Annotated in this window: 15 protein-coding genes; 8 read left to right on the forward strand and 7 right to left on the reverse strand. The window is 45.8% G+C overall.

Annotated features, from left to right (window positions below):
* From U2718_RS14195 to U2718_RS14215, 5 genes are all read left to right on the forward strand, one after another.
* Positions 1-405 (forward strand): ATP-binding cassette domain-containing protein (locus U2718_RS14195; protein ID WP_411813286.1); only part of this gene is annotated, 405 nt, incomplete at its 5' end.
* A 30-nt stretch (positions 406-435) separates the two neighbouring features.
* Positions 436-2100: an FAD-binding protein gene (locus U2718_RS14200; protein ID WP_341998743.1), complete on the forward strand. Its 1665-nt coding sequence runs from the start codon at positions 436-438 to the stop codon at positions 2098-2100.
* Positions 2097-2438 carry a 4Fe-4S binding protein gene (locus U2718_RS14205; protein WP_341998741.1) on the forward strand — a complete coding sequence of 114 codons (342 nt, stop codon included), beginning with the start codon at positions 2097-2099 and terminating at the stop codon, positions 2436-2438. The genes U2718_RS14200 and U2718_RS14205 overlap by 4 nt, the downstream gene beginning before the upstream one ends.
* Before the next feature lie 48 nt (positions 2439-2486).
* Positions 2487-3134 (forward strand): HAD-IA family hydrolase, encoded by a 648-nt coding sequence (locus tag U2718_RS14210; RefSeq protein WP_341998739.1) that lies wholly within the window; start codon positions 2487-2489, stop codon positions 3132-3134.
* A 79-nt stretch (positions 3135-3213) separates the two neighbouring features.
* A complete protein-coding gene (locus tag U2718_RS14215) occupies positions 3214-3858 on the forward strand; it encodes an HAD family hydrolase (RefSeq protein WP_341998737.1) in 645 nt (214 codons plus the stop codon).
* An 88-nt stretch (positions 3859-3946) separates the two neighbouring features.
* Here U2718_RS14215 and U2718_RS14220 read toward each other — a convergent pair whose 3' ends face one another.
* Together U2718_RS14220 and U2718_RS14225 are read right to left on the reverse strand one after the other, a co-directional pair.
* Entirely contained in the window at positions 3947-5185 is a 1239-nt protein-coding gene (locus U2718_RS14220; protein WP_341998735.1) for an acyl-CoA dehydrogenase family protein, read from the reverse strand.
* Between the two features lie 36 nt (positions 5186-5221).
* The gene (locus U2718_RS14225; protein ID WP_341998731.1) at positions 5222-6568 is read right to left on the reverse strand and encodes an LLM class flavin-dependent oxidoreductase; all 1347 of its coding nucleotides are present in this window, start codon (positions 6566-6568) and stop codon (positions 5222-5224) included.
* Between the two features lie 746 nt (positions 6569-7314).
* On the opposite strand from U2718_RS14225, the gene U2718_RS14230 reads away from it, so the two are divergent.
* Positions 7315-8082 carry an SDR family oxidoreductase gene (locus tag U2718_RS14230; RefSeq protein WP_341998729.1) on the forward strand — a complete coding sequence of 256 codons (768 nt, stop codon included), beginning with the start codon at positions 7315-7317 and terminating at the stop codon, positions 8080-8082.
* A gap of 199 nt (positions 8083-8281) precedes the next feature.
* On the opposite strand, the gene U2718_RS14235 is transcribed toward U2718_RS14230, so the two are convergent.
* The 5 genes from U2718_RS14235 to U2718_RS14255 form a co-directional block, all read right to left on the reverse strand.
* Positions 8282-9337, reverse strand: coding sequence for an LLM class flavin-dependent oxidoreductase (locus tag U2718_RS14235; RefSeq protein WP_341998727.1), 1056 nt, complete (start codon positions 9335-9337; stop codon positions 8282-8284).
* Positions 9338-9433: 96 nt separating this feature from the next.
* A complete protein-coding gene (locus U2718_RS14240) occupies positions 9434-10348 on the reverse strand; it encodes an ABC transporter substrate-binding protein (RefSeq protein ID WP_341998725.1) in 915 nt (304 codons plus the stop codon).
* A 119-nt stretch (positions 10349-10467) separates the two neighbouring features.
* Entirely contained in the window at positions 10468-11544 is a 1077-nt protein-coding gene (locus U2718_RS14245) for an aliphatic sulfonate ABC transporter substrate-binding protein (RefSeq protein ID WP_341998724.1), read from the reverse strand.
* 78 nt (positions 11545-11622) lie between these two features.
* A complete protein-coding gene (locus U2718_RS14250) occupies positions 11623-12798 on the reverse strand; it encodes an LLM class flavin-dependent oxidoreductase (RefSeq protein WP_341998722.1) in 1176 nt (391 codons plus the stop codon).
* 30 nt (positions 12799-12828) lie between these two features.
* Positions 12829-13914, reverse strand: coding sequence for an ABC transporter substrate-binding protein (locus tag U2718_RS14255; protein ID WP_341998720.1), 1086 nt, complete (start codon positions 13912-13914; stop codon positions 12829-12831).
* Between the two features lie 334 nt (positions 13915-14248).
* Between U2718_RS14255 and U2718_RS14260 the strand changes: the two genes are divergently transcribed.
* Complete coding sequence (locus U2718_RS14260) at positions 14249-14662, forward strand: TauD/TfdA dioxygenase family protein (RefSeq protein ID WP_341998718.1); 414 nt, start codon at positions 14249-14251, stop codon at positions 14660-14662.
* Entirely contained in the window at positions 14649-15221 is a 573-nt protein-coding gene (locus tag U2718_RS14265; protein ID WP_341998717.1) for a TauD/TfdA dioxygenase family protein, read from the forward strand. The genes U2718_RS14260 and U2718_RS14265 overlap by 14 nt, the downstream gene beginning before the upstream one ends.
* Positions 15222-15359 lie beyond the last annotated feature (138 nt).

Consider the following 15359-nt stretch of genomic DNA (forward strand, 5'->3'; position numbering starts at 1 on the left):
GATTTTATTGCGCAGATGAAGGAGGGTTATCATTCTTTAGTGGGTGAACGTGGGGTTAAACTCTCTGGAGGACAGCGACAACGCATTGCGATCGCGCGGGTAATCCTCAAAGACGCACCAATCCTGATCCTAGACGAAGCTACCTCTAGCCTCGATTCGATCACCGAAAAAGCGATCCAAGATACCCTCGATTTAATCATGCATGGCAAAACGGTGATTGTAGTAGCTCATCGCTTATCCACTATTGCTCATCTAGACCGCATTTTGGTATTTGACCAAGGTCGCATTGTCGAAGATGATACTCATGCAAAACTATTGGCAAAGGGCGGCGCTTACTACAGGTTATGGAAAATGCAAGCAGGTGGCTTTTTGCCCCAAGAAGCCGTTCAAAGTAGCAAAGTATAAACTTTGACTGCCAAGTAGGAGGAAAAGGAATTGCTTACAGCCTATAGTGACACTGAACTACAATTAACTGCTGACGTGCTGGTAATTGGTGGTGGCCCTGCCGCCGCATGGGCAGCATGGGCAGCCGCAGTCCAAGGTGTTAAAGTCATCATTGCTGATAAAGGTTTTCTGGGTACAAGCGGTGCTGCTGCTGCCAGTGGAAATGGCATCATGGCACCTTCTCCAGAGAATTGGGATAAAGTTTTATCGGAGCGTTATCGCTTAGGAAACAATCTCGCTAACTTACGTTGGATCGAGCGAGTAATTGAAAAAACTTGGCTGAGTTTGCCTCTAGTAGAAGATTGGGGCTATCGTTTCCCCAAAGAAAATGGGGAATCTGTACGTCAGAGTTATTATGGCCCGGAATATATGCGGGTACTTCGCAAAAACCTCTTGCGTATTGGTGTGCAAATTCTCGACCAAAGTCCGGCTCTAGAGTTGTTATTAGCTGATGACGGCTCAGTGGCAGGAGCCAGAGGCGTGCAGCGGCAAAAGCATCGTACCTATACCGTTCGTGCTAGTGCAGTAGTCCTAGCTAATGGCGGTTGTGCATTCTTGAGTAAAGCATTAGGTTGCAATACCAATACAGGTGATGGACTGTTGATGGCAGTAGAAGCAGGCGGCGAACTCTCCAGTATGGAAGCATCTAATCACTATGCTATCTCGACCGCTTTTAATGCCACAGTCACAAGGGGTGTTCCCTTTGGCTGGGCTAGTTACACTGATGAAGCAGGTAAGGATCTTGGCGGGTATCTCAATGGTCGTCGCGATCCTGCGTTCCTCCCCAATGCCCTCCTGAAAGGCCCCGTTTATGCTCGTTTGGATCGAGCCACACCGGAAGTTAAGGCAGTGATTGAAAAGTCTCATTTCATCGCCTTTCTACCCTATAAAAAAGCTGGCATTGACCCTTATACAGAACGAGTACCTGTAACACTGGTTTTAGAAGGTACAGTCCGTGGTACAGGTGGAATTCGGATTGTGAATGATAGTTGCGGTACAAAGGTTCCTGGACTCTACGCCGCCGGTGATGCAGCATCGCGGGAATTTTTAGCCGGTTTAGCTTCTGGGGGTGGTGGCCCCAATGCCGCCTGGGCAATCTCCACAGGACAATGGGCAGGAGAAGGAGCGGCTAAGTTTGCCAAGAGTCTGGGCGCTCATGCCCATGAACGGGTTGTGCGTCCAGCAGGTCAAGCCGGATTGCGATCGCCTATGGCGGGGCGTAGCCCATCGCAGTTCCCTAATTCCGAAACATTTGATAGCGATGCTATTGTGCGCGGTGTCCAAGCCGAGATGTTCCCCTTAGAGAAGAATTACTTGCGCTGTGAACACAGACTTCTGGATTCCCTCGTCAAATTAGAAACACTATGGCAGCAAGTACAAGGGAACCCAAAACAAGATACAGTGCGCGATGTAGAATTTTCTCGTCGAGCGGCTGCTCTGGTGGCTGTAGCACGATGGGCATATTTTAGCGCTTTACATCGCACGGAATCCCGCAGCGAACATATTCGTGTAGACTATCCCGAAACCGATCCCAATCAGCTTTATTACCAAGCGACAGGCGGCTTAGACAAGCTTTGGGTAAGACGGGATTGGATTACGGATACGATTGCTACACAACCAGTATTAACAACTCAAACTATAGCCTCAGTATCATGATCGAACTTGTCAGCCATCAACTGTGCATTAATTGCAATGTCTGCGTCCAAGTATGCCCTACCAATGTCTTTGATGCAGTTCCCAACCAACCGCCTGCGATCGCCCGTAAGGAAGACTGTCAAACTTGTTTCATGTGTGAAGCATACTGCCCTGCGGATGCGCTCTATGTTGCACCCCAATCTCATACCAATATTACAGTCAATGAGGATGATTTAATTGAAAGTGGCATCATGGGTGAATATCGTCGCATTTTAGGTTGGGGATATGGCAGAAAAAACAATAGTGAATTGGATGCTGCTCATAAATTACGCCAATTGCCGCGCCCTTACCAAAGTTAATTTGGGTGCCTGATATCGTCAACCTAAACTATGGCAAATTGACAATAAATGAAGCATCTTTGTGTCATTTTTGATTTGGATGGAACGTTAGTTGACAGTGAGAGGCTTTGTAACCAAGCATTTATCGATCTGCTACCTTTTATCAACGACTCAGTTGAAAGTTTAATTCGTCGATATCGTGGCAAAAAATTGGCTTTAATCTTCGCGGACATAGAGATGAGGTTTGGCGAAAAGCTGCCCATAGATTTTGAGGCAACATATCGTCAGAGAGTAGATGAGTTATTTGAATTTTACTTGCAGCCAATCACAGGCGTTCCAGAGATGCTAAAAACCCTGGAATATCCATTTTGTGTTGCCTCAAGTGCGCCGATAGCAAAAATTCGCAAGGCTCTAAATGTAACCACTCTGTCGCATTACTTTGGCGATCGCTTGTTTAGTTCTTATGATATTGGCTCGTGGAAACCCGATCCAGGTTTATTTTTATATGCAGCAAATAAAATGGGATTCTCGCTCGAATATTGTGTTGTCATTGAGGATAGCGATGTTGGAATTGAAGCAGCACGTACAGCAGGAATCCATGCTTTGAAATATTCTAGTGAGGAGGAAGCAGAGGAAAAAAACAATGTATTTTCTAATATGAAATTCCTTCCAAAATTGCTTAACAAGATTTACGTGATGAAATGCGATCGCTCTTAATCATTAATAATGTTCAGATCCCCGACTTCTTGGAGAAGTCGGGGATCTTATTTCTGAATCCTATATTTAAGGCAACGATATGGGCAAAAATCGGTTCAATCTTGTAATTTTTGATTGTGATGGAGTTTTGGTTGATAGCGAACGAATTGTGAATCGCATTTTTGCGGAAATGCTCACCGAAGTTGGTTTTCCTATCACCTATGCAGAAATGACTCAACAATTTACAGGCAAGTCCCTTGAAACCTGTTTAGAGATGATCGAGCAATCCTACAACAAACCATTGCCGAAAAACTTTATCGAACGTTGCAGGGAACGAGAAATTGCTGCATTGCAGCAAGAATTACAGCCAGTTTCAGGAATTACTGAAATCTTGGAGCAAATTACATTACCAAAATGTGTGGCATCAAATAGCAGCCATCGCCATATTCAACTGGTATTGAAGTTAACGGGACTTCTGCATCAATTTGATGGCAAGTTATATAGTGCTAATGATGTTTCGCGCCCCAAACCCTGTCCTGATGTCTATCTCTATGCAGCCGAGCAAATGAACACAAATCCAGAACATTGTGTTGTGATTGAAGACTCTGTACCGGGTGTGCAAGCAGGATGCGCGGCAGGAATGACCGTTTTTGGCTATACCAAACATAGCGATCGCACTGCTCTTGCTGAAGCTGGAGCCAAGATAGTTTTTAACGATATGAGGCAGCTTTCTCAACTGCTGTAGGTGGAACAAGGGGGACAAGGAAGAATTTTCTATCCTATCTCTCCATCTCCCCTGCTCCTCTGCACCCCTTGCCCTGTATACAACGAACTTAGAAGAACCCTCTTATTGGCAATGGTGTGCCGTTGATTTCGTAATCCCCGATCGCACGAGCTTTGAAGTGACTTGGGTTGTGTGATGCCAAGGTACGAGCATTGCGCCAATGACGATCCAAGTTGGAGCTTTTTTTAGTCGTAGAAGCCCCACCAACTTCAAATAGTAGGGTAGCTGAACGTAGTGCTAGGTCATCGACAATTAATTTCGCTTTGGCTGCACTCAAAGAAGCTGCTAGTGCTGCTGTTGTCTCCGCCTCCTCACCTTGAGCTTTGGCAGCAGGGAGGCGATCGAGAGCATCGGCTGCGGTTAGCACGATCGCTTCGGCAGCAAAGGTATTGGCGGAAATTTGACCGATGGTCTGCTGCAAGAGGGGGTCATCTGCTGCTTGCTCGGCTACAGCATGGTAGAAGGTTCTGGGGCGTTTGCGAATAAGCGCTGTTGCATCTCTTAGCACGCTGCGAATAATACCAGCGTTAATCGCAGTCAGGAACAATTGCGGCACAATGTTATAGGGTAGGTTATCTTTATCTGTATCTGTATCAAGAATTACTTCATCTGCCTCGACATAGACGTTGGTGAATTTAGTCGTTCCCGTACCTGTCAATCGTTGCCCGAAGCCGTCCCAGTCGTCTACAAGCTCAATCCCCTCCCGGTTGGTAGGAATGAGTATGAAGGCTGTAGCACCATCGGGTGTTAACACACGCACGAAGATTAAGTCTGCATAAAGGCTACCAGTGCTGTAATACTTCGTCCCGTTTAGACGATAGCCGTCACCATCGGGTGTCAATTTTGTATTCACAACTTGACCGCCACCAGATCGCTTAACTTCTAATTCGGTCGAAGCAAGTCCAATAATCGCGCCATCGACAACAGCCTTAAGCCATCGACGGTTCCTTTGGGTGCGTTCAGAACGCAAAATTCTCTCCGTGACCGAGAAATGATTCCGCACAATGTGAGCAACATTTGGATCGGCATCCCCCAGCCGAATCACAACCTCGAACAGTTCCCGCGCTGAACTACCAGCACCACCTTCGGCAGCAGGGATTCGTAATGCACCCAACCTCGAACGCCGGATCAATTCAACTACATCAAACGGCAGGATGCGATCGTGATCGCGTTCAGCAGCCCCCAGAGCAATAAAATCGAAAAGCTGTTGGAGTTCTGACGAGTTGGCTGTGACCGGAGCCGAAAACTCGATTGCCGAATCTGCAAGTTTCTCTGGACTCTTAATCATTGTTTTTCTCTCTGAATATTTTAGGTATAGGCACATCTAGCTTACAGAGGCAGTTGTGGTCTCAAAAAAGCGGTTAGCAGGGCGGGCTAGTCCCAGATTTTCCCGCAGCGTCTTACCCTCATACTCTTTGCGAAAGATCCCACGCCGCTGGAGTTCAGGAACAACCTTGTCTACAAAATTGTTTAGCCCTTCAGGCAGAAAAGGAAACATGATGTTGAAGCCGTCAGACCCTTTCTCGGTCAGCCATTGCTCCATATCATCAGCAATAGTTTGGGGTGTGCCGACAAAAGCCAGTCCGCCATAACTGCCGATGCGTTGAGCCAGATGTCGAATGGTCAGGTTCTCGTGTTGCGCCAGTGCTATCACTCGTTCTCGCGCGCTCTTACTGGCATTAGTCTGTGGGATTTCTGGTAAGGGGCCGTCCGGATCGAAACCCGAAACATCGTAGCCAAGGGCGCTATTCAAGCTAGCAATCCCACTGTCATAGTGTACTAGGCTGTCCAAATGTTTACGCTTGGCGATCGCCGCTTCCACAGTTTCGCCTACAATCACTAAAGCTCCTGGCAGAATTTTGATGCTTTCTGGGTCACGTCCAATCGCCTGCGCCCTGCCCTTAATGTCAGCAAATAAAGCTTTACCTGCTTTTAGATTACCAGCAGGTGCAAATACGACCTCGGCGGTTTCGGCTGCTAATTGTCGTCCTGCTTCGGAGGCACCCGCCTGGACGATTACCGGCCAACCTTGGACAGGTCTGGCGATGTTCAATGGCCCGCGCACCGAAAGATATTTTCCCTTATGATTCAGAACGTGAATTTTTGCGGGATCGAAATAAATCCCTGATTCGACATCCCGGATAAACGCATCGTCAGCGAAGGAATCCCAAAGACCCGTAACGACATCATAGAATTCCCTAGCCCGCACGTAGCGTTCGTCATGCTCTACTTCCTCTTCCAAGCCAAAGTTGAGCGCTGCATCTGGATTTGATGTAGTGACGATGTTCCAACCAGCACGACCGCCACTGATATGGTCAACAGACGCAAAGCGGCGAGCGATGTGGTAAGGCTGATCGTAGGTCGTGGAAGCAGTGGCTATCAGTCCGATGTGTTCGGTAACACTAGCAAGGGCAGAAAGCAGGGTGAAAGGCTCAAAGGAGGTGACGGTGTGACTGCGCTTCAGCGCGTTAAGCGGCATATTCAGCACCGCTAGGTGATCGGCCATGAAGAATGCGTCAAACTTGCCCTGCTCTAGTTTCTGGATGAATTGTTTCAACGCTGGGAAGTTGAAATTGGCATCAGGCAAAGCCCCAGGATAACGCCAAGCGCCTGTATGTATGCTTACCGGGCGCATGAATGCACCCAGTTTTAATTGCTTTGCTTTGCTCATTAGCCCTCCGTATTATGTTTGGAATGCAGGGCGATCGCTCCTAACTACAACTGACAAAAAGAATGGGTGCGATCGCTGAACCAGTTACTAGGAGAAAATAGCGATGATTTATTTTATTTTGATGACAAATGTATCGGATATTATCACAATTAAAATTATTTTCCGACTGCAACAGTTCACTTACCATAAGCTAGTCTATCTTTATCGATAATATTTTCTACAATCCCACTTGTTTAACTTGTATTCGCTCAGTTTCACTCACTGCTAAACCTTCGTCGATTAGCAGAAGCGTTGAGCAAAATGTATAGTTTGTTGACAAATAGCTTGTCTCGGATCTGTATTTAAATTACTATTATTACATTAATCTACTGTAAATAAATCGACAATTAGTATATTTAATTCTACTGCTATTGGTACAGTCACCTTCTACCATAGTGGTCTGTCAACCAAAAAATGACGGGTTGAGGCTGACACGGTGACACGGTGAGTCAGCTCGGTGCTGAAACAGCGCGTTGCAGAGCTACTGCGGTGAAAGGGTTTCCCGGCATAAAAGAGCGTAAGCGCCCTTGCGGGTTAAGCGCGTTGTAGCGACTGGCGTCACGTGGCGTGAACTGGCGAACCTAAAGGGAGATGCAGAGAATTTTAACTCTGCAAAATTACTCTGACAGAGTAATAGATGCCCATTATCTCCAGCAAATTATACATTTTGATGCTGTCAAAGATAACGACCTCAAACAGAAGTAGCTGTGACACAAACTGCATTTTCATTAGATGGAAAAATCGCTCTCGTGACAGGAGGAAATCGGGGACTAGGGCTGGAAATAGTTGAGGCGCTTGCTAATGCTGGGGCGTTTGTTCTTGTGAACGCACGAAGTCAGGAAACAGTAGAACAGGTAGTTGCGGCGGTTACTTCATTGGGCGGAAAAGCCGCACCATTGCCGTTAGATATTACTGATGAAGCCGCCGTTGAAAAAGCATTCATTGCAATTCAAGATAAATACGGGCGATTAGATATCCTAATTAATAATGTTGGGATGCGCGATCGCCGTGAGTTGTTTGAATTTGAACTAGATGCGGTACGTCGGCTGATCGAAGCCAATTTGATTGCGCCTTTTAATTTGAGCCGAAAAGCAGCAAGACTCATGATTGAGCAGCAAGAAGGCAGAATTATCAATATCACCTCAATTGCTGGATCTATTGCAGGTGCAGGTGACGCAGTTTATACTACGGCGAAGGGAGGACTGGAAGCTCTAACTCGAACGCTGGCTGCTGAACTGGGAAGCTTTGGAATTACTGTCAATGGCGTAGCCCCAGGCTGTTTTGCTACTGAATCCAATGCAGATTTGGTTGCAGATCCAGAAATCGCTGATTGGTTGAAAAAACGAACCTCCCTTGGTCGTTGGGGAGAACCCAAAGAAATCGTTGGTGCTGTGGTTTTTTTTGCTTCAACTGCCGCGTCTTATGTTACGGGTCAGGTTTTGGCTGTTGATGGTGGATACCTGACTCACTTTTAGCAACATGGTTGCTAGTCATTTAAATCTGCGATCGCTTTTGCAATTCTAAGAGTTACCAGTCACAAGAGCGATCGCGTCATCAGTATCCTTACAAAAAGGTCATATTATTTTAATCTGTTGAAGAAACTCGAAATTCAGCAGTTCCCATAGATTATTCAGAGTAAGGATTGGGGATTAGAAGAAGGTAAATCTCCCATGATTAAACTACAGGTTGTAAATGTCGGACACGAGGCCTCACTTCTTCAGCAAAACGGGTCATTTCTCTTGCAAAGGGATTGAATTGCAGCATAAATGTATCGATACCCGCATCAACAAAAGCTGCAATTCTAGCGGCAACTGTGTCGTAGCTGCCAACCAAGCCTGCGGCTGTACCACCATTGCCACCAACGGCGGGATTTTTCGTGAAGAGTTGGAACATGACTGCTTTTGGGTCAACACCTTTAGCGACACTTAATTTCAAGTGTTCTTCCTTTTTCTGGAGTTCCATGAGACGCTGTAGTTCTACTTCGGCCTCTGTATCGGTAGGTCGAGCAATTACAAAGGCTGATAGACCAAAACGTACTGGTTGAGGTAGTGATCGCGGTCGGCTCAAAACTTGTTTAATCACCTGACGCACATCTTCTATTGGCTGACCGTTGATAAAGTAGATATCTGCTTGTTCAGCCGCTAAAATTTGAGCTGGATCGGATGCACCTCCCAAGTAGATCGGGGGATGAGGTTTGGCAATAGAAGTAGGACGTAAGCTCAAATCTGTGATTTTGAAATATTCTCCCTCGAAGTTAACCCTTTCCCCACTCCAGAGGGCTTTTACAACCCGCAACCATTCACCAGAATAGCGGTAGCGTTCATCATGGGGTGGAAAGGGAATATTAGTGCGTTCCATTTCTGGGCGGAACCAAGCACTAATCAAGTTGATGGCAAAACGTCCATGACTAATAGCGTCAATTCCTAACGCCATCTTAGCGAGGACAGCAGGATGGAATAGTAAGGGCTTAATGGCGGCAATAATCTCAATTTTTTCTGTAGCCTCAGCTAAAGCCGCAGAAGCCGTCCAAGTTTCTAGCTGCTCTAATTCTAAACTACGTGGATTGGCAATGTGCTGTGCTATCAAAGTGGTGGTGTACTCCAATTTTTCAGCTTCTAAAACCAGCGATCGCGATCGCTCATAACTGGCATCAATAGGTTCTTCTTGAGTATCTAGGGGCCCAAAATTACCACCCACAGGTGCCCAAATACCATAACGTGGTTCAGACATTATTACCTCCGAATAAATGGGGATTAGGGAGATGAGGCAGACAAGGGAGAAATAATCAATGCAGATGATAGCGATCGCACTTTTTGAAAAATGCAATTATTTGCCAGCTAGAGCCAGATTAGCTTCAAAGACACTCAGGGGGTCAGTTAATAGTGCTTTGGAAACACTGATACTGTTTGGTAACAGACCAAAACGATAGAAAACATCAGCCGCGTATTGTTGTTCAGCAATGAACTCCTCAGAAGGCGGAACTAGCCCCCAAGGTCTGTTTCTTAGAGACTTTTCCCAACCTTGGGCATCGATACCGTTGTTTATTTCTCTCGCCAGTAGTTCAGCCGCCTCACTAAAATGGGTCGCAATCCAGCGATCTACTCGTTCTAGTGCTCTAATGAAAGCTGATAGGGCATCTGGATGTTCCTCAGCAAAAGCGCGATGGGTGAAGTAAATAGAGCGATTGCTGAATAGCTCAGAACTGTAAAGTAGTACTCTAACTGGATGAGTCTTCTGAACCTCTGCCAAGTTCAGGTCTGATGTTATCCAAACATCTATTTCACCATTGAGAAAAGCTTTAAGTGAATCTGCTGTATGAGGAATGGTTTTAACATCTTGATAGGTAAGTCCTGCTTTCTCTAGAGCGATCGCTAGTATATGTTGTTGGTAAGAGCCTTCGCTTAAGCTAACAGTCTTGTCTTTGAAATCGCTCACACTTTGAATAGGTGAATTTTCCAAGACGGCAATTGCCCCATGTACTGGACGAGGTTGAGATGTAGCTAAATATACTACTGGCACGCCCTTAGCCTGTGCTAAGATTGGTGGGGTTGTACCTGTCGCACCAATATCAATTTCTGCGGTCTTCAGTAACTTAACCGTTTGTTTTCCACCTGTTTCAGAGATCCACTCTGCTGATACTCCCGTTGGTTGGAGCAAATCTTCCAGTAACTCAGGTTTTTTGCTGAGGGTGAAGACTGACAGGTTATGGACATGAACACCAATGCGAATCGAATTAGCCATAATTTTTCTCCTTGTTATTTTCTTCTGATTGGAAAGGGGTATAGGGTAAGAAGGCAATAGTTAAAAGTCAAAATTCAAATAGATTTCTTAATTTTGAATTTTGAATTGTTTGTCTTTGTCTACAACTTGGTGACATCAACCACAAAGTTTTCTATAGTGGGTTTTTTGGGAATGATACCCAACTTAAAAAACCAGTCACTAACACGATTCATCTTTTCGATTTCTGCTGCACCAACTGGCGTTGGTGTTCCCTCCACCCTTTCACTCATAAACTTCTGTACATCCTCAGACAACTTGAATTCCTTACCATAGATTTGCATTGCCTGGGGTGCATTTGATAACACCCATTGGCTTTCTTGTACCAGTACATCGTATACAGCTTTCACTACATCCGGATGCTTCTCTAGAAATGTATTGTGAACGATATACATACCATCATTCTCCGAATCAATCTCTCCAGCCGTAGCGAGAATTCTCGCCCCATCTTTAACTGCTGCGTTAGCAAAAAAAGTACCCCATACTGCCCAAGCATCTGCTTTTCCTGATGCAAAGACCGATGCAGCATCCGCAGGGCCAAGATATACTTGTTGAATTTGGTCTATAGAAACTCCTGCTTTTTCCAAGCCTTTTGCTAGCAAGTACTCGCCAGTACCGCCCCTATTCACAATCACCTTTTTGCCAACTAGGTCTTTTAGTGTCCTAATTGAAGAGTTTCTCTGAACTAAAATCCCTGATCCATCTTTACCACTAACTTGATAGCCAAAAATCTTGAAAGGTGAACCTCCAGCCATAGCGGAGATAGCAGCCGTAGTACTACCGCCTGTAAAATCAACACTGCCTGCATTCAAACCTTCAACTGCGGGCGCAAAGGCTGGAAACGGCCCCAACCATTCTACCTCAGATTTTTTAGCTTCTAAGTATTTCTCTAATGTGCCTTTGACCTTAGCCAGGTAATAAGGCCCTGGGCCTCTAATAATAGCTATTCGCGCTTTTGCACCTTGAGCACTAGTATCTGCCACATTTGCGGGAGCAGAATTATGAGCGAGAGATTGGGAAGCAGAATTGCTAGTTTTAGTAGAACCACTATTACAGGCAACCGTTATAGTAGATGTCAGGAAAAATAATGTTGTAGGTAAACTACGACGTTTAATGCGGTAGCTAAGTAATCCAGTCTCAAAGTTATCTTTATCTTTCATCGCTTTTTCAGAAGGAACAGGGAAACCCACGCGCAACTGTATGGAATTGAAAAAAATGACTGCTTGGCGTTTACTCCCTTAACCTAGTTCTTTGGTAGGTTCAGCAATTTCTTTACCAGAGGAAATAGCCCCTACAGTTTCCCTAATACTGCTCCAAGTCGGAACATTAATACTGCTAGAAGCCTTGTTATGACTGTCAGTGCGAGAAATCGGCAGTAGTGGCAACAATAAATCGGCAACTCGATAAGCTTCTTCAATCAGCGGAATGCCAGAGATGATGAAGGTTTCAATGCCAATATCAGCATATTCTTGGATACGAGCTGCAACAGTCTGAGGATCGCCCACTACTGCCGTACCGGGGCCGGGACGCACCAAACCTAAACCCGCCCAAAGATTAGGATAAATTTCCAAATCTCTAACTTTCTTAGGAATCTGACCGCCATGAAACTTCAGCATTCTTTGTTGGCCTACTGAATCACCACTATTCAGCATTTTTTGGATATTTGCCACTGATTCTCGATCCATGCGTTGAAGTAACCAGTCGGCAGCATTCCAGGCTTCTTGTTCAGTTTCTCGGACAATTACATAAAGGCGAATTCCAAATCGCAGAATCCGACCATATTTAGCTGCAAGCGATCGCATTGTTGCTACTCGTTCAGCAATCTGGGGTGGTGTTTCACCCCAAGTTAGGTAGGTGTCTATGTGTTTGGCTGCGACTTCTAAGGCTGGATCAGAAGAACCACCAAACCACAAGGGAGGATAGGGTGACTGTAGGGCAGGTAATCCTATCTTGGCTTGTTTGACATTGACATACTTGCCTGCAAAGTCTACTGTCTCCCCTGCCATCAACCTCCGCCAGACTGTAAGGTACTCATCGCAGTGGGTATAACGCTCATCGTGGGAAAGATGCAAGCCATGCGCTGCCATTGTATTGGATGTACCGTTGATAATATTGATCAACAACCTACCTTTAGAAAACTGATCAAAGGTCGCTGCCATCTTAGCGAACAAAGTGGGTGATAATAAACCCGGATGTACAGCTACCAGAAAGCGCATTCGTTCTGTAAACGGAATGAGCGAGGAACCTAATACCCAGGTATCATGCACGCCTGTAGCTAAGAGTGCGCCAGAGTAACCCAGGTGGTCAATTCCCCGCGCTAGCTGCTGCATATATGCATAATCTATTTTGCGTGCGCCCTTTTTATTCCAAGGATAGGGGCCATCTGGCGCAGTTAAATACCAGAGAACTTCCATAATTTTTACCTCCCCGATGTAGTCAGGACTTCAGTCGGTGAATTTTGATTGCGCAAAAGCAGGTTCCTGAAGATTGAAAGCTAAATTTTGGGCTGCTACTAAGGGTTCTCGGACAATCCAAGCATCAATATCAAAATCTGTTGGGATAAATCCCCACTTCAAAAGAAAGTCTTTATGCAACTTGAGTCCGGCGATCCACTCTTCGGATAAAGCTGGTTGCAAGTGCTGATGTAGCTTTGAACCGTAGGCTTTGCGAACTGCTTCTTCACCGCCACCAGTTTCCTGTGAGACAATTCTCACTACCTCTTGGGCATGGGTTTCTGCCCATTTTGAGGTTTGAAAAAGACAAGCTAAGTACTGCACCACCAAATCTGGATATTGTTCTATGAGATCGGCATTGACTGTGATCGTTCTGGGAGTACCATTGTTCACACGCACCAGAGAATCTGGATGCGCTCCTAGATCGATGACAACTTTAAAACCATGTTCTACAGTTAGATCTACACCAGGAGCACCTTTGACATAGATGGCATCTACCTCACCTCGGAGTAGGGCTGCTACTTCTGCATAGTAGAAATTACTCCGCCCTACAGTGGTACCTTGCAGTTCCTGTAAGTCTGTTTGCTGGGCGTTAATATCTACAAATTTGACATCTGTTTCATTGAAATTAGCCAGCGACAAAGCACTCAAGAAACCGCGCAATGCCATTGCTCTGGAAAAGTCAATTTGACTTTCTACCCGCAGTGGTATTCCCAACCTCCGCCCCTGTAAGTCTGCAGGTTGTGTGATTTTTGAGTTGGGCAGAGTCAAGATCGCCTGGTACTCATCTACCCATGTCAAACCAATGATGCGGGTATCTTTGCCAGTAGCCCGTGCCCAAATCGCCGGAATATTGCCACCTTCGCGAAACAATCCTTTAAGTGTATGGTCATAATGGGATTCACGAATAGAACGCTCTTGGGCAGCCCGTAGGGATTTAAAGGAAATACCATCTTTAGCAAAGGTCTGATTTAACCATCCCAAGTCCAAAGCTAGCCCGGAAACAGTAGGAACTGGACAGCGAGTATACCATAATTCACTAATTGCCAATTTTTCAGTTTCGCTGTAATTTGACATAGGTTTAAGTCAAGTAAATAAGTCAAAGGGAGAAAAACCTTTACCTCGTCCCCGTACAAATCTTTACATAGTCCACAAAATTCAAATAGCTGATAGTGCAGGCCTTCCATGTATTTTGTAGACGCGAATAGTGAGTCAACACGATCAATCCAGCATTGCGGGAGAGAAACCACTGTGTTGAATAATTATATAATACGGTAAATCTATCAATTTACTGTATTATATTTTCAACTATGATCGCTTCCTTCGATATATTGCTTGCACTGGATGGCAAAACAAAGGAAGTAAACGAGTGCGAACATCTACCTCTGGGTAAAACTCTGGAGAATTTATTATGAGCTACAAGCACATTGAAGTTAAACAGGTAGCTGGTTTCATCGGTACCGAAATTAATGGTGTAGACCTTTCGCGTCCTCTGCACGACGAAGCAGTGGCCGAAATTCGTCAAGCACTGTTGAAGTGGAAAGTCATATTCTTTCGCGGTCAGAACATCGACCATGCTGCACAGATTGCGTTCACAGCCCGTTTTGGCGAAGTGACCTATGCACATCCCCACGAGGATGAGCCAATCGAAGGCTTCTCAGAAATACTGCCGATAGACCGCAGCCGCTACGAGCAGAAGAATGGTTTGCGCCGTTCCAGCTATGAGAGCCGTTGGCACACCGATGTGACAGCAGTTGTTAATCCGCCTGCTGGATCTATTTTGCGCGCAGTTAACGTTCCCAGCTTTGGTGGTGACACCCAGTGAGTGGACTAATCTAGTTGCAGCTTATGAGCATTTGTCAGCACCTCTACGAGCGCTAGCAGACACATTGAAGGCAGAACATCGCTTTCATGCACGGTTGCGCTTACCCAGCAATAGCAAGCTTGTTCAGCGCATTGCAGCCAATCCCCAAGTTTCTATTCACCCGGTAGTACGGGTTCATCCGGAGACAGGTGAACGCGCATTGTTCGTCAATCCTGGTTTCACCTCGCACATTCTTGACGTGTCACCACAAGAAAGCGACCTACTGCTGGAGTTGTTCTTCAACCAGATTACCAAGCCCGCCTATACTACCCGCTTCCGCTGGAACAACGGGGATATTGCATTTTGGGACAATCGTGCCACCGCACATTTAGCTCCCCAGGATCTAGATCATATAGAAGTCGAGCGCGTACTCTATCGCACCACCATCACTGGCGATATTCCAGTTGGCCCTGATGGTTTTCGATCGCAAATAGTTGAAGGTGAGCCTTTAACAAGTGAGTTACCAACTGTCTTGAAGAAGAATGCCAAGAAGCTAGAAGCTAAACCAGTACTTTCGTAAGCCATATAGTTTTAACCAAGGCTGCGTAGATATTTCGCAGCCTGGGTTAATGGATGAGGGAAGGAATTTCAGTCTGATTTTGCGATCGTATGGTCATTATCGCTGCATTACAGGAGAGAGGCGATCGCATTCAGGACA

The organism is Chlorogloeopsis sp. ULAP02 (genome assembly GCF_038404745.2).
Lineage (GTDB): Bacteria > Cyanobacteriota > Cyanobacteriia > Cyanobacteriales > Nostocaceae > Chlorogloeopsis.